Origin of the sequence: Bacteroides sp. (assembly GCF_052357945.1) — a bacterium.
In the GTDB taxonomy this organism is placed as follows: domain Bacteria; phylum Bacteroidota; class Bacteroidia; order Bacteroidales; family Bacteroidaceae; genus Bacteroides.
The window spans coordinates 84046-103878 of the sequence record NZ_DAWCXD010000003.1 but is presented as its reverse complement, the minus strand read 5'-3'; the positions used below and the strand labels follow the sequence as shown (position 1 = coordinate 103878).

Here is a 19833-nt window from a genome sequence, read left to right as displayed (position 1 = left end):
TCAAAAAAGATTGTACTTTTGCAAAATACCAAATTTAGTAAGAAGAATGAGCACATCTATACGAAAAGAGGCGGATAAAGTGCCGGAGCCTACCTTGCGCAGACTTCCTTGGTATCTGTCCAACATAAAACTAATGAAAGAAAAAGGAGAATTGTACGTCTCTTCTACACAAATTTCTAAAGAAATAAATATTGACGCTTCTCAAATCGCCAAGGATTTATCCTACGTCAATATCTCCGGGCGCACGAGAGTAGGGTATAACATTGATGCGCTGATTGAAGTGTTGGAGAGTTTTCTTGGATTTACCAATATGCACAAAGCCTTCTTGTTTGGTGTAGGTAGCCTGGGGGCTGCTTTGCTTCGGGATTCAGGTTTGCATCATTTCGGGCTGGAGATTGTGGCAGCTTTTGATGTGAATCCGGAATTGGTGGGAAAAGACCTGAATGGTATTCCTATTTTTCACTCCGATGATTTTGAGGCAAAGATGAAAGAATACGATGTAAATATCGGTGTGTTGACCGTGCCTATTAATATTGCTCAGGAAATTACAGATAAGATGGTAGATGGAGGTATAAAAGCCGTATGGAACTTTACTCCTTTCCGAATCCGTGTACCCGAGAATATTGTGGTGCAGAATACGTCTTTATATGCTCATTTGGCTGTTATGTTTAACCGATTGAATTTTAACGAGAAATAATGAAGATTATTGCAGTAGGCATGAACTACGCCCAGCATAACAAAGAACTGGGACATACACAAGTAAATACGGAGCCGGTGATTTTTATGAAGCCTGATTCTGCTATTCTGAAGGATGGCAAACCGTTTTTCATCCCCGACTTTTCCAACGAGATACATTATGAAACGGAACTGGTAGTCCGTATCAACCGATTGGGGAAAAATATCGCTCCCCGTTTTGCTAACCGCTATTATGATGCTGTGACAGTCGGTATCGACTTTACAGCCCGTGACCTTCAACGAAAGTTCCGTGAGCAGGGGAATCCCTGGGAGCTTTGTAAAGGTTTTGATTCATCGGCTGCTATTGGGACTTTTGTTCCGGTAGAGCATTATAAAGATATTCAAAATTTGAACTTCAATCTGTTGATCGACGGTAAAGAAGTACAGCGTGGCTGTACAGCAGATATGCTTTTCAAGATAGATGATATTATCGCTTATGTCAGTCAGTTTGTAACGTTGAAAATCGGTGATCTACTCTTTACGGGGACTCCTGTCGGTGTAGGTCCTGTTAGTATCGGACAGCGTTTGCAAGGTTATCTGGAAGAGGAAAAACTGCTGGATTTCTATATCCGTTGATCTTTTTATTCATTAGTACTCATTTGTTATACAAAATATGAAGATAAGAGTAGGCTTTGGCTTCGACGTACATCAGCTGGTCGAAGGGCGTGAATTGTGGCTGGGCGGTATTCTTTTGGAACATACAAAAGGATTGTTGGGGCATTCGGATGCTGATGTATTGTTGCATGCGGTTTGCGATGCTTTGTTAGGGGCAGCGAATATGCGTGATATCGGCTATCACTTTCCCGATACGGCTGGAGAATTTAAAAACATAGATAGCAAAATTCTGCTGAAGAAAACAGTGGAATTGATTGCTACCAAAGGATATAAAGTGGGTAATATCGATGCAACCATTTGTGCCGAACGCCCGAAATTAAAGGCACACATTCCTTTGATGCAAGAGACGATGGCAACTGTCATGGGAATTGATGCGGATGATATTTCCATTAAGGCGACTACTACCGAGAAACTCGGTTTTACGGGTCGTGAAGAAGGTATATCAGCCTATGCTACCGTGCTGATAGAGAAGATTTCTTAACCCCTAAAACAAATAAATATGATTCGGCTCTTAAAAATTTACTTAACACTTACCTTTTTGTTGGTAACAACTTTTTGTATGGCTCAAAAGAGTGAACTGAAATTTAGTAAAGATGGTAAATTCAAAATTGTGCAATTTACCGATGTGCATTTTAAATACGGCAACCGGGCTTCTGATATCGCTTTGGAACGCATAAATCAGGTGCTTGATGATGAACGCCCGGATTTGGTAATTTTTACCGGCGATGTTGTTTATTCTGCTCCGGCAGATTCCGGAATGTTGCAGGTATTGGAACCGGTAGTTAAACGCAAACTGCCTTTCGTGGTCACTTTTGGTAATCATGACAATGAACAGGGAATGACACGGGAACAGTTATATGATATTATCCGTAAAGTTCCCGGCAATTTATTGCCAGACCGGGGAACAGTCTTATCGCCGGACTATGTATTAACCGTGAAATCGTCTTCTAATGTAAAGAAGGATGCAGCTTTGCTTTATTGCATGGATTCTCATTCCTATTCTCCTTTGAAAGATGTGAAGGGATATGCATGGCTTACATTCGATCAGATAAATTGGTATCGCCAGCAGAGTGCAGCTTATAAAGCGCAAAATGGTGGACAGCCTTTGCCGGCTCTTGCCTTTTTCCATATTCCTCTTCCTGAATACAATGAAGCTGCCCGTACCGAAAACGCGATTCTTCGCGGAACTCGTATGGAGGAAGCTTGTGCACCTAAATTGAATACGGGAATGTTTGCGGCAATGAAAGAAGCGGGTGATGTGATGGGTATGTTTGTAGGACACGATCATGATAATGATTATGCAGTGATGTGGAAAGGTATTCTTCTGGCTTATGGACGCTTCACCGGTGGAAATACGGAATATAATCATTTGCCTAACGGGGCCCGTATCATCGTATTAGATGAGGGGGCTCGTACATTTACGTCCTGGATTCGTCAGAAAGACGGAGTGGTGGATAAAATTTCTTATCCGGCAAGTTTTGTCAAGGACGATTGGACTAAACGTTGAGGCTTGCGAACTTCACATGGCTAAGGCGCGTGTACTTTGAACCATAGCTTTCGTATTGGCGTGATACTTTCGCCGATGCAATGTAGATAATATCTCCCAGTCGGTATTCATGTTCTATCCCTGATAGAGTGCATGAAACCGCACTGGGATTTTTTGATGGAATACTTATAATAACCAGGTTTCCACTGGCATCGGTTAAAGTCAGTATCTGCTTGACAAAAAACTGTGGGGTAGTGCCGTTCACTCTTGTTTTGTATGGATCGTCTTCCAGTCGTACGCGGGTAACTTTTAATTTTAAGTCAGTCAGTTTTTCCCCTAATTCTCCTAAATAGCGGCTTGATGAACGTTTCTCTCTCGACTTTCTGATCATGATATCCAAATATATGGAATGATAAGCCTGTGCTATTTTGACGAAGCGTTCCTGTTTCGGTATTTTGGGGGTGAACTTGTAAGCTACCCAACTTAAATAGGCAGGATCTATCTTCAGTATTTCATGAAGAAAATGTCCCCGGTATTTTCCGAAGAAGATAAGGTCGTCTCCATTACTCTGCATTCTTTTCTCATTGTAATCTACAAGGATGATGCAACGCCTTGAATAGTAAAACATTGTACTGGCCATCCGGAGGGATTCGTTAATGTCCGGTGACAAGTCATGTATATAAAGAATGGATTGCTTTTCGGGCAGGGGAGAGTACAGCCAAAGGGAATAGTTTGGTTTCCCCGGTCGGGGCAACACCACCAAGTAGACTCCTGCCTCTTTAAAAGAGGCTCTGCCTCGGTTGTACTCATTCAATTTGGCATACAATAAGGCTTCTTCGTTTTCGGAAATGCCCGGTAATCTAGGGTTAGCCATAATTGTTCTCGCTTTTGGTATATTTCAAATATAAGGATTTTCTTTCAGAAAAGCAACTTTTCTCTTTGAAATCTCGTACATTTGTAACCATGTAAATTTTCAAAATTCGAATGGAAGAACGAAACAAGAGAGTATTGGTAGGTATGAGCGGTGGCATAGACAGCACCGCTACCTGCTTGATGCTGCAAGAGCAAGGATATGAGATTGTAGGGGTTACCATGCGTGTGTGGGGAGATGAACCGCAGGACGCCAGGGAGTTGGCTGAACGAATGGGGATTGAACATTATGTGGCAGATGAGCGTATTCCTTTTAAAGAGACCATCGTAAAAAACTTCATAGATGAATATAAGCAGGGGCGTACACCGAATCCGTGCGTGATGTGCAATCCGCTGTTTAAGTTCCGTGTTCTGACGGAGTGGGCGGATAAGTTGAATTGTGCATGGGTAGCTACCGGACATTATTCGCGATTGGAAGAGAAAAACGGAAATATTTATATAGTAGCCGGAGACGATGATAAGAAAGACCAGTCGTATTTTCTCTGGAGATTGGGGCAGGATGTGCTGAAACGTTGCATTTTCCCGTTGGGAGATTATACGAAAGTAAAGGTCCGTGAGTATCTTGCGGAGAAAGGATATGAAGCAAAGTCGAAAGAAGGAGAAAGTATGGAAGTCTGCTTTATTAAGGGAGATTACCGTGATTTTCTTCGTGAACAGTGCCCCGAATTGGATAGTGAAATCGGACCGGGATGGTTTGTCAACTCTGAAGGAGTAAAACTGGGGAAACATAAAGGAGCACCTTATTATACGATTGGCCAACGAAAAGGACTGGAGATCGCTTTAGGAAAGCCTGCTTATGTGTTGAAAATCAATCCGCAGAAAAATACAGTGATGCTTGGAGATGCCGACCAATTGGAAACTGAATACATGTTGGTGGAGCAGGATAAGATTGTGGATGAACGGGAACTGTTCGGGTGTGAGAATTTGACGATACGGATTCGTTATCGCAGTCGTCCGATTCCCTGCCGGGTGAAAAGATTGGAAGACGGACGTTTGCTGGTACGTTTCCTCGAAATGGCTTCGGCCATTGCTCCCGGACAATCTGCTGTGTTTTATAATGGAAGACGGGTGCTGGGAGGAGCTTTCATTGCTTCTCAAAGAGGGATTGGGCTGGTGATTATAGAAAATGAAGGATTATGATTGATTAAAAAAGAAAGATAACTTATGAAGAAGTTTATAGTATTGATTCTCGCTTTAAATATGTATCTGGGTGTGTTTGCGCAGTTTACTCCGGAAGATACCTTAAAATATCGAATTAGCTTGAAAGACAAGGCAGCTACAGAGTATTCCTTACAGAAACCGGAAAAGTATTTGTCTAAGAAATCTATCGAGCGGAGAAAAAAACAGGGATTGCCTATTGATTCTACCGATTTACCGGTTTGTAAGAAATATGTAGATGCCATACGGAAGACGGGTGTCCATGTACTCGTGACTGGGAAATGGGATAATTTTGTCACAGTTTCCTGCAATGATAGTATTCTGGTTGACGAAATAGCAAAATTGCCTTTTGTACGTTCCACGGAAAGAGTGTGGAAAGGTATCACACAAAGAGCCCTTCAAAGAGATTCGTTAATAAATAAACCGGTGCGTACCGATAGCCTTTACGGTCCTGCAATCACACAGGTGGCAATGAGCCGTGTTGATCTTCTGCATAATGCGGGCTTTAAGGGACAGGGAATGACTATTGCCGTGATTGATGCCGGATTCCATAATGTAGATAAGATTGATGCAATGAAAAATATCCGTATTCTTGGAGTGCGTGACTTTGTGAATCCGGAAGCGGATATTTATGCTGAAAGTAGTCATGGGATGTCTGTATTATCCTGTATGGCCATGAATCAGCCGAATGTGATGATTGGCACAGCTCCTGAAGCATCTTATTGGTTACTGCGTAGTGAGGACGAATATTCGGAGAATCTGGTAGAACAGGATTACTGGGCGGCAGCTATTGAGTTTGCCGATAGTGTAGGAGTGGATTTGGTGAATACATCGCTTGGATATTACTCTTTTGATGATCCTTCGAAGAATTATAGATATCGTGACTTGAACGGTCATTATGCGTTAATGTCTCGTGAAGCAGCGAAAGCAGCCGATAAAGGAATGGTCGTTGTTTGCAGCGCTGGAAATTCGGGTGCAGGTTCGTGGAAGAAGATTACTCCTCCGGGAGACGCGGAGAATATAATAACGGTAGGAGCTGTCAATAAAAGGGGAGAACTGGCACCATTTTCTTCTGTTGGAAATACGGCTGACGGACGTGTGAAACCGGATGTAGTGGCTGTCGGTCTGAATTCGGATGTGATGGGAACGGATGGTAATCTTCACCGTGCCAACGGAACCTCTTTTTCTTCTCCGATTATGTGCGGTATGGTAGCTTGTCTGTGGCAGGCTTGTCCGAAGCTGACAGCGAAGCAGATTATAGATTTGGTACGTCAATCGGGTGATAGAGCCGATTTCCCGGATAACATATATGGATATGGTATTCCCGATTTGTGGAAGGCTTATCAGTCCTCTTCCAAGGAAAAGAAATAAGGTAACTGTTGTATGATAAACGCTATGAATAAGTCGAAGCAATCTGGCTCCCTCTCTTTGGGAGAGGGTGGGGAGAGGCTTTCTCTTTTAGAGCTGAATGCACTCGTCCGCCGTAGTCTGGAGCAATGCCTGCCTGATGAATATTGGATACAGGCAGAGTTGAGCGATGTTCGTTCCAATACGACAGGGCATTGTTATCTGGAATTCGTGCAGAAAGATCCTCGTAGCAATAATCTCGTAGCCAAGGCACGCGGTATGATTTGGAATAATATCTACCGCTTGTTGAAACCTTATTTTGAGGAAACCACAGGGCAGCTATTTACTTCCGGCATTAAGGTGTTGGTGAAAGTAACAGTTCAGTTTCATGAGCTATACGGTTATAGTCTGACGGTACTTGATATTGATCCTGCTTATACATTGGGAGATATGGCTCGTCGCCGTCGGGAAATATTATTGCAGTTGGAAGAGGAGGGAGTGTTGACGCTGAATAAAGAGCTTGAGATACCGATTCTTCCCCAGCGTATTGCTGTCGTTTCTTCGGCTACTGCGGCCGGATATGGGGATTTCTGTCATCAGTTGCAGCACAATTCGGGCGGGTTCTTTTTTTATACGGAGCTTTTTCCGGCTTTAATGCAGGGAAATCAGGTGGAGGAATCTGTGTTGGCAGCTTTGGATCGTATTAATGCCCGCATCAATGAATTTGACGTAGTAGTCATCATTCGTGGTGGTGGAGCTACTTCCGATTTGTCCGGCTTTGATACTTATCTATTGGCAGCTGCATGTGCGCAATTTCCATTACCTATTATTACCGGTATTGGGCATGAACGCGATGATACAGTGCTTGATTCCGTGGCTCATACCCGGGTGAAAACTCCTACGGCTGCTGCCGAACTCCTGATTCACCAGGTAGCGGAAGTCGCGGAGCATCTGGAAGAATTATCTATGCGGATTCAACAGGGAGCTTATATGCTTCTTGATCTGGAACGACGAAGGTTGGAAACTCTCCAAACCCGTATTCCCAATCTTGTTCATCGCAAACTTGCGGACGCCCGTTTTTCTTTGCTGGCAGCAAAGAAAGATTTGTCACAGGTGACGAAAGCATTGGTGGCCCGTCAATCTCACCGGTTGGAACTTTTGCAACAACGAATAGCGGACGCTTCTCCGGATAAACTCTTGAGTCGGGGATATAGTATTACGATAAAGGATGGGAAAGCGGTGACGGATGCTTCTTCACTGAAGCCGGGAGACTATTTGATAACCCGGCTATCGAAGGGAGAAGTTCGATCGGTGGTAGAAAAGTAACTATCCGCCAAACGTGTATTTGTAAAAACATTCATCATTAACCATTAAATATCAATCATCGTGGCAGCAAAAAAAGAAACATATTCCCAAGCGATGGAACGTCTTGAAAAGATCGTTCGCCAGATAGATAATAACGAACTGGATATCGACATTTTGAGTGAGAAAATAAAAGAAGCCAATGAAATTATTGCCTTTTGCAAGGATAAACTGACAAAAGCCGACCGGGAAGTCGAAAAATTATTGCAAGAAAAGAGGCAATCTGAAGAATAAAAGTTATTTTTGCGTTTCAATGCATAGAAAATAAACTAATACATAACAATATGAAAGAAATAGACTGGGCGAATCTGTCATTCGGATACATGAAGACAGATTACAATGTGAGAATCAACTTCCGTAATGGTGCATGGGGAGAATTAGAGGTTAGTAGTGAAGAACACCTTAATTTGCACATGGCGGCAACCTGTTTACATTATGGTCAGGAAGCCTTTGAAGGGCTGAAAGCATTCCGTGGAAAAGATGGAAAAGTTCGTATTTTCCGTTTGGAAGAAAATGCTGCCCGTTTGCAATCTACTTGCCAGGGAATTCTGATGGCAGAACTTCCGACAGAACGGTTCAAAGAAGCAATCCTGAAAGTGGTGAAGCTGAATGAACGTTTTATTCCTCCTTATGAAACTGGTGCTTCTCTTTACATCCGTCCGCTGTTGATCGGAACAAGTGCCCAGGTAGGTGTACATCCTGCTGAAGAGTATATGTTTGTAGTGTTCGTAACTCCGGTAGGTCCGTATTTCAAAGGTGGTTTCTCTACCAATCCGTACGTTATCATTCGTGAGTTTGATCGTGCCGCTCCTCATGGAACAGGTATTTATAAAGTGGGTGGTAACTATGCAGCCAGTCTTCGTGCTAACAAGAAAGCACATGATCTGGGCTATTCCTGCGAGTTCTACCTTGATGCAAAAGAAAAAAAATATATTGATGAATGTGGTGCTGCCAACTTCTTCGGTATTAAGGATAATACTTATATCACTCCGAAATCATCTTCTATCTTACCTTCTATTACCAATAAGAGCTTGATGCAGTTGGCAGAAGATATGGGTATCAAGGTAGAACGCCGTCCGATACCGGAAGAAGAACTGGAAACATTTGAGGAAGCAGGTGCTTGTGGTACTGCCGCAGTAATCAGCCCGATTCAGTGTATCGATGATTTGGAAAACGGAAAATCATACGTTATCTCTAAAGATGGTAAGCCGGGACCAATCTGTACAAAATTGTATAATAAGCTCCGTGGAATTCAGTATGGCGACGAACCGGATACGCATGGCTGGGTGACAATTGTGGAATAACTGTATATTATGAAATAACACATTTATCAATTAATATTATTCACTATGTTAAAACAAAATTCAGAACTACGTGCCCAGGCGCGTGAGGCACTTCGAGGCAAGTGGCCTATGGCAGCCGTTGCTGCACTTATTTATTCAGTAATTGTCGGTGGATTATCTGCTATCCCTATGATTGGAAGTTTAGGTTCCTTGTTTGTCGGACTTCCGGTTGCATACGGTTTTACTATTGTAATGCTTGGTGTATGTAGAGGCAAAGAGATTGACTTTGGTGTTTTGTTCGAAGGTTTCCAGGATTATGGACGTATTTTTGTAACTATGTTGCTTCAGGCTGTCTATACAGCTTTGTGGTCACTGTTGCTGGTTATACCGGGTATCATTAAGTCTTATTCTTATGCAATGACATCCTTTATTTTGAAAGATGAACCGGAAATGAAAAACAATGCAGCTATTGAGAAAAGTATGGCTATGATGGAAGGAAACAAGATGAAATTGTTCATGCTTGATCTAAGCTTCATTGGCTGGGCTATCCTTTGTATTTTCACTTTGGGTATCGGACTTCTTTTCCTGCAACCGTATGTTGCTATTTCCCGTGCTGCTTTCTATGAAGATTTGAAAGCACAACAAGGTGGAAATGTAGAGGTAAACGTTGAAGTGAATGTTGAGATTTGATAAGACGAATCATTCAGTACTATAGAAGAATGGAGCATGGAGAAATCTGTGCTCCATTTCTTTTTGTTGGTTGCATCAAAATCAGTACCTTTGCGACCTAATCAGGATTGATATGGGAAAGAATAAATTAGAAAAGTTTGCCGATATGGCGAGTTATCCACACGTGTTCGAATATCCTTATTCGGCGGTAGATAACGTGCCTTTTGACATGAAAGGGAAATGGCATAAGGAGTTTTTTAAAAACGATCATCCGATTGTGCTCGAGCTGGGTTGCGGACGTGGTGAGTATACCGTCGGCCTGGGTAAGATGTTCCCCGAAAAGAACTTTATAGCAGTGGATATAAAAGGTGCCCGTATGTGGACAGGAGCAACGGAGTCATTACAGGCCGGAATGAAGAATGTCGCTTTCCTGCGTACCAATATTGAAATCATCGAGCGTTTTTTTGCCGAAGGCGAAGTGAGTGAAATATGGCTTACCTTCTCTGACCCGCAAATGAAGAAAGCAACCAAGCGATTGACTTCTACCTATTTTATGGAACGGTACCGTAAATTCTTGCAGCCGAATGGTATTATCCACCTGAAAACGGACAGCAACTTCATGTTTACCTATACAAAATACATGATTGAAGCAAACCGTCTTCCCGTTGAGTTTATGACTGAAGACTTATATCATTCCGATTTAGTAGATGATATTCTCGGTATCAAGACTTATTATGAACAACAATGGCTCGATCGTGGTTTAGCTATTAAGTATATCAAATTCCGGCTTCCGCAGGAAGGTCAATTGCAAGAACCGGATGTAGAAATAGAACTTGATCCTTATCGTAGTTACAATCGTAGCAAACGTAGTGGATTAAGTACAAGTAAATAGTTTTGTGCAGTAACAATCGCCTTAAAAGTGAACTGACACTTAATCGAATGGTGATTTTAAATTGTAAATAGTAAATCGTCAAATAGTAAATAAAATGACTCTCTATCCTAAATTGATATTAGATGCATTGGCAACGGTGCGTTATCCCGGTACGGGAAAGAATCTGGTGGAAGCGGAGATGGTTGCCGATAATCTCCGTATTGATGGCATGACTGTCAGCTTCTCATTGATCTTTGAGAAACCGACTGATCCGTTTATGAAATCAATGTTGAAGGCTGCGGAAACAGCTATTCATACGTATGTTTCTCCTGATGTGCAGGTAACGATCACAGCGGAAAGTAAACAAGCTGCCCGTCCGGAAGTTGGCAAGCTCCTTCCGCAGGTGAAGAATATAGTCGGCATATCTTCCGGTAAAGGTGGAGTAGGCAAGTCTACGGTGTCTGCGAATCTGGCTGTTGCTTTGGCTAAATTAGGTTATAAAGTCGGTTTGCTTGATGCTGATATTTTTGGTCCTTCTATGCCGAAGATGTTTCAGGTGGAAGATGCACGCCCTTATGCTGAACGTATCGACGGTCGTGACATGATTATTCCGGTAGAAAAATATGGAGTGAAATTATTATCTATCGGTTTCTTTGTCGATCCGGATCAGGCAACTTTGTGGCGTGGTGGAATGGCTAGTAATGCGTTGAAACAGTTGATTGCTGATGCAGCTTGGGGAGAGTTGGATTATTTTCTGATAGACCTTCCTCCCGGAACCAGTGATATTCATTTGACAGTTGTTCAAACGCTGGCCATGACAGGGGCGATTGTTGTCAGCACTCCGCAGGCAGTGGCTTTGGCAGATGCCCGTAAGGGAATCAATATGTTTACCAATGATAAGGTAAATGTACCTATCCTTGGTTTGGTTGAAAATATGGCTTGGTTTACTCCTGCCGAACTTCCCGAAAATAAATACTATATCTTCGGAAAAGAAGGCGCAAAGAAACTGGCTGAAGAGATGAATGTTCCTTTGTTGGGACAGATACCTATTGTTCAAAGCATTTGTGAAGGGGGAGATAATGGTACACCTGTTGCGTTGGATGAAGATTCCGTGACCGGACGTGCTTTCTTATCCCTGGCTGCCAGTGTCGTTCGTCAAGTAGATCGACGGAATGTAGAGATGGCTCCGACTCAAATCGTGGAAATGCATAAATAAGTGGAATCTGGAGTTGGATAGCTTTGCAGTAAGTTATCCATAGGATATAAAACGAGCCTCTGTAGTCTTTGAAAAGACTATGGAGGCTCGTTTATTTATTGATTTTAGGATTATGTACTCTTGAAAAATAATCTTATATAAACTAATTATGATGACATACTTATGTAGCAATTGTTGTTGGCGGATTTTTTTAACGTTCGAATTACTTATTCAAAGCTTTCATAAGCTCTTTTTTCATGGTGTCTACTCCGGGAAATCCAGTTTGTTTGAAGGTGATATTACCCTCCGAATCAACAATAAAATAAGTGGGAACTCCCCGGATATTGAAGCTGGACATCAGAAAACTCCATTGTTCATTTGTCACACGGAAATGCTCACCATGAATGTCGGTAATCATATTTTCCCAAGTGCCTTTGGGGGAGGTTTCGCCTGTGATGTAGAGGTAGATAATATCCTTGTCTTTTAATTCCTCTTTCATTGGAGTAATGGCTTTATTGGCTGTGCGACAAGGGCCACACCAGGTTGCCCAAAAATCGACTAACAACGTGTGTCCCCGGAATTTAGAGATAATGGATGGGAATAAGTCCTCATTGGAGACTTGTCCCGTCTCGTTTACAGTGAAGCCTGTCTTTCTTTTGTTTAATTCTATTTTCTTTATTATTTCTTTGTTCGTTTGGGTAAGCATCTCTGCGTATGCCGGGGAAGAAAAAGTTTTTAGTTCGGCATTCTGCTCTGTTGTTAACGGGGTAAAATCCTTTATGGATTGATATAGCTTATTAAATTTTATGTTATCGAATAAGGGTCCCTGTCCCGTTCCCAGTGTCTCTTTAAGTACATCTAAAGAATTCGGCAGAAAACTTATCAAGTATATTGTTGATGCGTAATATTTACCGTATAGCGCTTTCAGAGTGTTGATAGAAGTGAACTCTTTCAATATGTCATAATATCCTGTAGGAATATCAATGCGGGTATTGTAGAAATAGTCGTCAGTCTGTTCTTTATTTAGTTTATTAACAGCGATATATGCTGATTTTAGTTCTCTCTCCGTCATGGCGATTTTACCAGTCGCTGCCAGATCTACCTGAATATTTAATAGCTCTTTACACGCATTACTGTATGGGGATTGTGCAATTTCTTTTCGAATGGATGGAAGACGCTCCAATACATAAGCCTTGTATTCATCTGCGCTTTTCCCGGCAATGTCGTTATACATATCCATGTAATAAACGCTTTTCAATACAATATCTATATCTACGGAAGCTAATTCTTGTTGCAGACTAGCCAGATAACCATTAAAGTATACAGGTTCTCCATACGTTTTATCCTTTTTTTGCAGATGCGCCTGTCTACGGCATAGTTCCTTTGTATTGATGATGAGCGATGTCTCTTCGTTGGGAGCTATCAGACACTCGATCCAGCCAAAAGGAAGTTCTAATGCTACACTTGTAACGGACGCTACTTTGACCTCCGCCTGAAAAGTGCCGTCTTCTTTGATCTTTATGATATTTTGTTCGTTGTGGACATTCAATGCAGGGCTTTCTATATGCATCTTCATTTGTTGCATCATCTCTTTCTGATAGTCCAGTATTTTCCCTTTGAGTGTAGCAGTCCCATAAACCAACTTTGGAGTAGGCAATATCGCTTTCTTGTTTATTTTGTGTACAACTGCTTCTTTGGGAAGTTTTTGTTTATAGAATGTCTCTTTGTCTAATTGTATTCCCCATATCTTATAGGCCCCGTCGAAGTCTCCTTCCGAGAAATCCAGACTGGTTACATTTTCAGGTATTGGGGGAAATAAGAGTTGAAACTCCGCTTCTCCCGATTCCGGCATCCAGAATTCTTTATCCAATGTGATTCCAACTCCCTTTCGGATAGGATAAAGCATTCCGTTATTATCTTTCAGAAAACTGCCCGTTGCTATTTTAATCCAGTATTTCGGACGATAAAAAGCTTTTATATACACTGTTGTCACGGTATCACTCATGACAATTTTATCAATCTCAATACTATTGGAGCTCCATGCTAGAAAAGGAGGCCGCTCGATAACTCTGTTTTTGGCTTGTATGGTGCAGATTGTGCAGAATATTAAACCGATAATCCATGCGAATCTTTTCATGTGAATAATGTTTTATTACACGAACAAATATAAGGATCTTTTTATAACTATCCTTGCGAAAAGCTGAAAAAGAAATGACTTTTTTCAGCACCGGGGAAAGATATGTCCGGCACCGGGGAGGAGAGGGTTCCCCACCGATGAACGCCCCTTTTCTCACCGATGAGGAAAGGGAGCGGTATCGGGGAAGTTATTTATTGTAACCGGAATGTGATAGGGAGGGTATACTTAACAGGGACAGCCTGTCCTTTTTGCATTCCCGGTTCCCATTTAGGCATGTTGCCCACTACACGGATGGCTTCTGCATCCAGTGACGGAGATACGCTGCGTAATACTTTTACGTTTGACAAACTACCGTCTGTTCCGATAATCATTTGTATGATTACCCTGCCTTGTTCTTTGTTTTTTTGAGCAATGACAGGATATTTGATACTTCTAGCAAGATAACGCATCAACCCGGCTTGTCCCTCCGGGAATTTGGGCATTGTTTCTACTACAGTGAAAGCCTGATCTGCGTTTTCTCCTTTCACACCTACTGCACCGGGAGTTGAATCTTCTTGTGGACCGTATCCCACTACAACTACTTCGTCCAGATCAGACTGTTTGATCTCTTCCGCTTTGGGGGTGGGGGGATCGGATAGTCTGAAAGCAACGGGAACTGTAAATCTTACATTTACTGCTTCCCCTCTTTGTTTGCCAGGTTGCCATTTAGGCATGGCAGCAATGACACGCATGGCTTCTTTGTCGAGATACGGATTGACACTTCGTTCTACTTTTGTGTCGGCTATACTTCCGTCCTTTTTAACAGTAAAGCTTACAATTACACGTCCTTGTGCACCGATTGCATGTGCTTCAGCCGGATATTTGACATTCTTCGACAAGTAATCCATCAATGCCTTCATCCCTCCCGGAAAATCCGGCATTTCTTCTACAACCTGAAAAACAACAGAATCCGGTACACTCTTGATTTGTGTTTCCGTTACTTCCTTTCCTTTTGTACCTTGCGGAAGAGTGATTTCTTGAATTTCTCTTGTAGAAAGTTCGGGAATATTTGTGGTTTCAGCTTGCATGGCAACTTCTTCCGTTACTTGTCCCATCATTTCTTTTGCAAATTTTTCAGTAGTACGTGCTACCATTTCGATGTTACTGACAATCATCAAGATGGCGGCCAAGGGAAGAAACATCAGATATTTTGTTCTTCCTATTTCTTTCGTTCTTCGTTTATTCATCATTTTAATACGATTTTTGAGTGGTAAAACATTGAAACTATTTGATAAATTTGCTGCAGCCTTGTGATGTGCCAGTCCCAATAAGTGGTACTGGTATGATTTACTATCATGTCCTGTCTCTAATACACGATGGTCTGCCATGTATTCGAGGTTTCCTCTGACTTCCCGTTTCATTAACCAGATAAATGGGTTGAACCAGCAGAATATGCACATTATTTCGCTGAAAAGCACATCCACCGAATGGTATTGACGGGCATGTGTCTCTTCATGCGTAATGATTTCACTGATTTCAGATTCCGTATGTGATTGCGGGTGTATGAATATCCAGTGGAAGAAAGAAAAAGGACCTGTTTCTTTTTTTAATAGATGTATGCGTACTCCTTGTATATTGCTTTTTGAGCATTGGAAATGCAATCGGATGATGCTACCCAGTTGTACGAAGAAACGTGCGGTAAGTAATAACATTCCGCTCCAATAAATAATTTTAGCGAACTGTATGATAACCTCTTGCCAATTTATGACAGTCTCTTGTGTAGGAGTCACAACTTGTTCCGGAAGCAGGATGGTTGCATAAAGATCTGCCATTGCCACCATCGGTTCGTGAGCTTTTATCCATCCCTGAATATTCAATAGGGGATAAAGCAAAGAGATGGCAAAGAAACATAACAAAGCCATTCTGCGCCAATGGAAGAAGGTGTCTTTATGAAAAAACAACCGATAAAATGCGTAGAACAGGGCTATCGCTACATTTATCTTTAGAAAATAAGCTAGTTCCGGAGTCATGATGATGAATGTTTTCTATTAATTTTCTTTTCCTTTTTCAATAAGATCGATAATATCTTTGAGATCATCGGCCGAAATCTTCCGGTCTTTGGCAAAGAAAGAAACCATTTCTTTGTAAGAGTTCTCAAAGTAGTTGCGAACTACGCCGCTCATGAAATGACGTTTATATTCATTTTCGCGAATGGAGGGAGTGTATTGGTAGGTATTACCCACACGTTTCGGCTTGACATATCCTTTCCGCTCGAGGTTCTTTACGATAGATGCTACTGTGGTATAAGGAGGTGCCGGTTGCGTATACTTTGCAACAATGTCTTTTACGAAACAGCATTGTAACTCCCAAATGTAGATCATTACTTCTTCTTCTTGTATAGTTAACTTTTCCATGGAGATGTTGTTTAATTACGAATACTTCGCAAATCTACGAATATTTCGTAAATGCACAATAGCTAGCCGGTTAATAATTGTAAATGTGTAAACCTTGCAAGAATATTTTAATTGTGATATGATCCTGAAAATAGTTAGGCATAAAAAAAGACCGGATGAGCATTATTTTTGCCTAAATAGTCACACTTTAATAACATTTATGTAAAAAACAGAGTGTATAGGATTTTTTTATATAAAATAAATGAAATATATTTGCGGCTACAAAATAGACGTTAAATATGGAAAGGTGCGTTTCAATACTGGATAAGTAACGAATAATTCCCCGCACTTAAGAACAAAACTATTAACTAACAATGCTGACCAAAGGGAAGAGGAAGGCAGCTAAAAAATGAATGATATGAAAAAAGGTTTGATTTTTGTGCTATTTGCACTTGTTTCTATCGTTTCTTATTCTCAAATTTCTTGGAATGCCAAAGTAGGTATGAATATGAGTAATCTTACAGGTTTGGAAGAAAACTCTATGAAAGTAGGCTTTAATGTTGGCGTTGGAATGGAATATCAATTCACAGAAATGTGGTCTATTCAGCCATCTTTGATGTTTTCTACTAAAGGTACAAAGCAAGATTTTAGTGAGGACGGATATAAAGATGAATACACTTATAATCCAATGTATTTAGAATTGCCTATCATGGCTGCTGCAAGATTTGCTATTGCAGATAACCAGAATATTGTAGTAAAAGCTGGTCCATATCTTGCATACGGTATTGGTGGTAAGGTTAAAAATAGCTGGTCTGATGGCGATGAAAGTGGAGAAGATAAATATGATATCTTCAAAGATGTTAAAGATGAAGATGGTGACATTGTAAATAAGGCTGCTAAGAAGTTCGATTTTGGTATTGGAGTTGGTGTTGCTTACGAAATCAACAAGTTCTTTGTTGACCTAACTGGTAGCTTTGGATTGACTAAACTTTCAGATGGCATTAATGCTAAAGGTGAAAAGACAAGTGTAAAGAACATGAACTTCTCTATCGGTGTAGGTTACAAGTTCTAAACTTATTATACTCTCTTTATAATATCTCTAAAATCCCTCGTTCTATACTCTCTTGGAACGGGGGATTTTTTTATATTCTTATTTAGAAAAAAGAAGAACGGCATACCCTCTATGGAAAGGATACACCGTAAACTCTCTCTCTTGTAATTTTCACTCATTAATCACTTATCTGCTTGGATAAGTTTTCTTTCTTTTTTAATTCTTTGTATCGCTCTATTGCATGTTTGCGGCTCATTAGTATTTGCCAGCGGTATACCCAACAGGTGGTAAGGAAATAAATGCCGGCTTGCAACCATAAAGCCTTATATTCAAAAGCTACTTCACTAAGAGTAGCTCCCATATTATTGATTTTTACAAAGCCGTTAATTCCAAAGGTAGAGGGGAAGATGTAAGATACATACTTCCAAAACGGGGGAATGGCTGCTCCCGGCCAGGAGATTCCGGAAATAAATAACAAGGGGACTGACGTGAATACAAAGATCAGCATACACGTCTCCCGGTTGCGGATAGCAATGGAAGCTGTCATGGCAAAGAAAATACAAGCCGCAAGGTAGGGGACAACAAATAATACTAATGAACTGGGTTGTCCGATCTGGTTGAGGCTAAATAATCTTGGGACCACATAAAGTACGTAGAAAGCTACCAATATATAGACCAAGAAATAACTCAAGCCTTTTCCTAATACAATTCGTAGCGTTCCGTTGTAATGACGGTTAATAGGCACGAGATCCTTAAACCTGTTATTTTCACGAGCTGTTCCCGCAGCGAGACCGATACCAAGTAATAATGTTTGTTGGATAATTAATACTAGTACTGCAGGAATTAGGAAAGCAGCGAATCCGGCAGTCGGGTTGAAGATAGAGATTTCTTCATATTCGATCGGATAAGCGGTGATTTCATCCTGCCGGTCGGTTGTATTTCCACTGCGTGCAATCTTGATGTCCTTATTCATATTCAAAGAAACCGCTGTGTTGGCAAGAAGCATCGATTTATAATACAACAATCCGCTCATGTCGCAATAGATGCTCACTTGTGTCTGTTTTCCTTTGGCAATATTGTCACTAAAATCCGAAGGGATATAAATGATGCCGTATGCACGCCGGTTTTTCAGCATTTGTTTGGCCTCTTCCATATCGGCACAGTAAGAGACGATTTGAATATCGGGTGTGGCATCTACCTTGCGGAGATATTCACGACTAAGAGATGAATGTGAATCGTCTACAACAACGGCAGGAACTTCACGCACTACTTCGTTGTCATAAATGAAACTATACAACAACGGATAACCTAATGGGACGAGTATGAAAAATATCAGCACCCCCTGGTCGCGGAAAGTTGTCTGAAACTCCCGCTTCCAGATATAAAACAGGTCATTGATGCCTTGGGCTATCTTGTCTTTTAATTTTATATCTTTCATTTAGGGTATATATTTATAGTAAACCAATGCTTCCTTCAGGCGATGAACCACAAAGAAGGGGAGCATCATAAATATTAATAGTGCCATATAGTTGGTCCATGAGTAAGCCATACTATATCCGTTGAGTGCTTGATCGACGTAAATCAGGAAATAATGCCGCAACGGGAATAGATTACTCAAAGCCTGTAGAACGGGGTGCATAGCCATGACCGGGAATGAAAATCCGGAAATGGAGAACGATATGACTCCCCACAGGGAGGCAAAACTTAATCCGAGTCGTAGAGTCGGCAGAGTTCCTATCATAACAATACCACAACATTGAGATGCCAGTACGAGACACAGTGTGGCGAATATCATCGGGAATATGCCGCTATTGCAAGGAAAATGCAGGAATCCATACAGGTATACATTATAAAATATACCCATAATGAAAAAGACTATTGTGTGGGGAAGCAGTTTTCCTGCCAATGCAATGTAAATGGAGTTGTTACTCATTCGTAGCCATTCGCGGGCAGTGCGATCCTTAATTTCTACACCGATTGAATAAACGGTAACCATAAATATTAATAGCATGAGTACTCCCGGTATCAGTGTATTACATAAGTATACCGAATAATTCAGCCACGGATTATTTAGTGGGTGTGTATCAATTACGATCGGTTGCAGATAAGCCATAGCCTGATCCTCTGTCGCACCTTTGGCATACAGCATCGTCCGGGCTGCAGCTCCGGAGGTGAGTTCTCCCATCATTTTCATATCCCTGAACAATAGAGAGCCTGCAATCAGGTATGAGTAATTGGTATAGAAAGAGATCGTTGGCTGCCGTTGGCTTTGTGCCTCTGCCGATAAACCCTTGGGGAGATAGAAGAAACCGTAGATTTTTCCCTCCTGCATGGCAATACGTGCATCTGTTACATTGCTGTAATGAGCTACAACCCCTGTCTGCGAAAAAGCATCCAGATTGCGGACAATATTACGGGAAGTAGACGAATCATCCATGTCCACCACTCCCGCAGGAAGATCCTTGGGAAGCCCCGAATCCATTAAAGTGGTGAAGAATATATAGCAAAACAGCGGGGCAATGACCATACAGAAGAGATAGAGCGGGCGTGATACCAATCGCCGGCACTCTCTTTGCATAACCTGCCACAAAGCTATATATTTCTTTTCTCTCTCTTTCATGG

19 protein-coding genes are annotated in these 19833 nt (G+C 41.5%); 13 read left to right on the top strand and 6 right to left on the bottom strand.

Annotation, left to right across the window (positions count from 1 at the left end; translation table 11 throughout):
- The first annotated feature begins 46 nt into the window (after window positions 1–46).
- From ACT8YW_RS01845 to ACT8YW_RS01830, 4 genes are read left to right on the top strand one after another with little or no spacing between them, the layout of a single operon-like run.
- Window positions 47–697, top strand: coding sequence for a redox-sensing transcriptional repressor Rex (locus ACT8YW_RS01845; RefSeq protein ID WP_444103776.1), 651 nt, complete (start codon window positions 47–49; stop codon window positions 695–697).
- Window positions 697–1311, top strand: coding sequence for a fumarylacetoacetate hydrolase family protein (locus tag ACT8YW_RS01840; protein WP_087318602.1), 615 nt, complete (start codon window positions 697–699; stop codon window positions 1309–1311). The genes ACT8YW_RS01845 and ACT8YW_RS01840 overlap by 1 nt, the downstream gene beginning before the upstream one ends.
- A 37-nt stretch (window positions 1312–1348) precedes the next feature.
- Complete coding sequence (gene ispF / locus ACT8YW_RS01835; protein WP_004308656.1) at window positions 1349–1831, top strand: 2-C-methyl-D-erythritol 2,4-cyclodiphosphate synthase; 483 nt, start codon at window positions 1349–1351, stop codon at window positions 1829–1831.
- An 18-nt stretch (window positions 1832–1849) separates the two neighbouring features.
- Window positions 1850–2857 carry a metallophosphoesterase family protein gene (locus ACT8YW_RS01830; protein WP_074706626.1) on the top strand — a complete coding sequence of 336 codons (1008 nt, stop codon included), beginning with the start codon at window positions 1850–1852 and terminating at the stop codon, window positions 2855–2857.
- On the opposite strand, the gene ACT8YW_RS01825 is transcribed toward ACT8YW_RS01830, so the two are convergent.
- Window positions 2847–3710, bottom strand: a complete 864-nt coding sequence (locus ACT8YW_RS01825; RefSeq protein ID WP_444103775.1) for an exodeoxyribonuclease X C-terminal domain-containing protein — start codon at window positions 3708–3710, stop codon at window positions 2847–2849. The two genes, ACT8YW_RS01830 and ACT8YW_RS01825, sit on opposite strands and share 11 nt — an antisense overlap.
- 110 nt (window positions 3711–3820) lie before the next feature.
- Here ACT8YW_RS01825 and mnmA point away from each other — a divergent pair, with 110 nt between their 5' ends.
- The 8 genes from mnmA (at window position 3821) to ACT8YW_RS01785 (ending at window position 11672) form a co-directional block, all read left to right on the top strand.
- A complete protein-coding gene (gene mnmA, locus ACT8YW_RS01820; protein ID WP_444103774.1) occupies window positions 3821–4906 on the top strand; it encodes a tRNA 2-thiouridine(34) synthase MnmA in 1086 nt (361 codons plus the stop codon).
- Window positions 4907–4930: 24 nt separating this feature from the next.
- Entirely contained in the window at window positions 4931–6295 is a 1365-nt protein-coding gene (locus ACT8YW_RS01815; protein ID WP_444103773.1) for a S8 family peptidase, read from the top strand.
- A gap of 12 nt (window positions 6296–6307) precedes the next feature.
- Entirely contained in the window at window positions 6308–7597 is a 1290-nt protein-coding gene (xseA, locus tag ACT8YW_RS01810) for an exodeoxyribonuclease VII large subunit (protein WP_444103772.1), read from the top strand.
- Between the two features lie 60 nt (window positions 7598–7657).
- A complete protein-coding gene (gene xseB, locus ACT8YW_RS01805; protein WP_004297216.1) occupies window positions 7658–7867 on the top strand; it encodes an exodeoxyribonuclease VII small subunit in 210 nt (69 codons plus the stop codon).
- A 38-nt stretch (window positions 7868–7905) separates the two neighbouring features.
- Complete coding sequence (locus ACT8YW_RS01800; RefSeq protein WP_444103804.1) at window positions 7906–8937, top strand: branched-chain amino acid aminotransferase; 1032 nt, start codon at window positions 7906–7908, stop codon at window positions 8935–8937.
- 45 nt (window positions 8938–8982) lie between these two features.
- Window positions 8983–9606 (top strand): DUF975 family protein, encoded by a 624-nt coding sequence (locus tag ACT8YW_RS01795; RefSeq protein WP_444103771.1) that lies wholly within the window; start codon window positions 8983–8985, stop codon window positions 9604–9606.
- 112 nt (window positions 9607–9718) lie between these two features.
- Window positions 9719–10477: a tRNA (guanosine(46)-N7)-methyltransferase TrmB gene (gene trmB / locus ACT8YW_RS01790; protein WP_004309382.1), complete on the top strand. Its 759-nt coding sequence runs from the start codon at window positions 9719–9721 to the stop codon at window positions 10475–10477.
- Between the two features lie 94 nt (window positions 10478–10571).
- Window positions 10572–11672: an Mrp/NBP35 family ATP-binding protein gene (locus ACT8YW_RS01785; protein WP_004309381.1), complete on the top strand. Its 1101-nt coding sequence runs from the start codon at window positions 10572–10574 to the stop codon at window positions 11670–11672.
- Between the two features lie 202 nt (window positions 11673–11874).
- Here ACT8YW_RS01785 and ACT8YW_RS01780 read toward each other — a convergent pair whose 3' ends face one another.
- From ACT8YW_RS01780 to ACT8YW_RS01770, 3 genes are all read right to left on the bottom strand, one after another.
- Window positions 11875–13788 carry a redoxin family protein gene (locus ACT8YW_RS01780; RefSeq protein ID WP_444103770.1) on the bottom strand — a complete coding sequence of 638 codons (1914 nt, stop codon included), beginning with the start codon at window positions 13786–13788 and terminating at the stop codon, window positions 11875–11877.
- A 191-nt stretch (window positions 13789–13979) separates the two neighbouring features.
- A complete protein-coding gene (locus ACT8YW_RS01775) occupies window positions 13980–15797 on the bottom strand; it encodes a TonB family protein (protein ID WP_444103769.1) in 1818 nt (605 codons plus the stop codon).
- A gap of 18 nt (window positions 15798–15815) precedes the next feature.
- Complete coding sequence (locus ACT8YW_RS01770; protein ID WP_444103768.1) at window positions 15816–16181, bottom strand: BlaI/MecI/CopY family transcriptional regulator; 366 nt, start codon at window positions 16179–16181, stop codon at window positions 15816–15818.
- 397 nt (window positions 16182–16578) lie between these two features.
- Between ACT8YW_RS01770 and ACT8YW_RS01765 the strand changes: the two genes are divergently transcribed.
- Window positions 16579–17232, top strand: a complete 654-nt coding sequence (locus tag ACT8YW_RS01765; RefSeq protein ID WP_143259025.1) for a porin family protein — start codon at window positions 16579–16581, stop codon at window positions 17230–17232.
- Between the two features lie 157 nt (window positions 17233–17389).
- Here the strand turns inward: ACT8YW_RS01765 and ACT8YW_RS01760 are convergent, their stop codons facing one another.
- The gene (locus ACT8YW_RS01760; protein WP_444103767.1) at window positions 17390–18649 is read right to left on the bottom strand and encodes an ABC transporter permease; all 1260 of its coding nucleotides are present in this window, start codon (window positions 18647–18649) and stop codon (window positions 17390–17392) included.
- Entirely contained in the window at window positions 18650–19831 is a 1182-nt protein-coding gene (locus ACT8YW_RS01755; RefSeq protein ID WP_004297230.1) for an ABC transporter permease, read from the bottom strand.
- Window positions 19832–19833 lie beyond the last annotated feature (2 nt).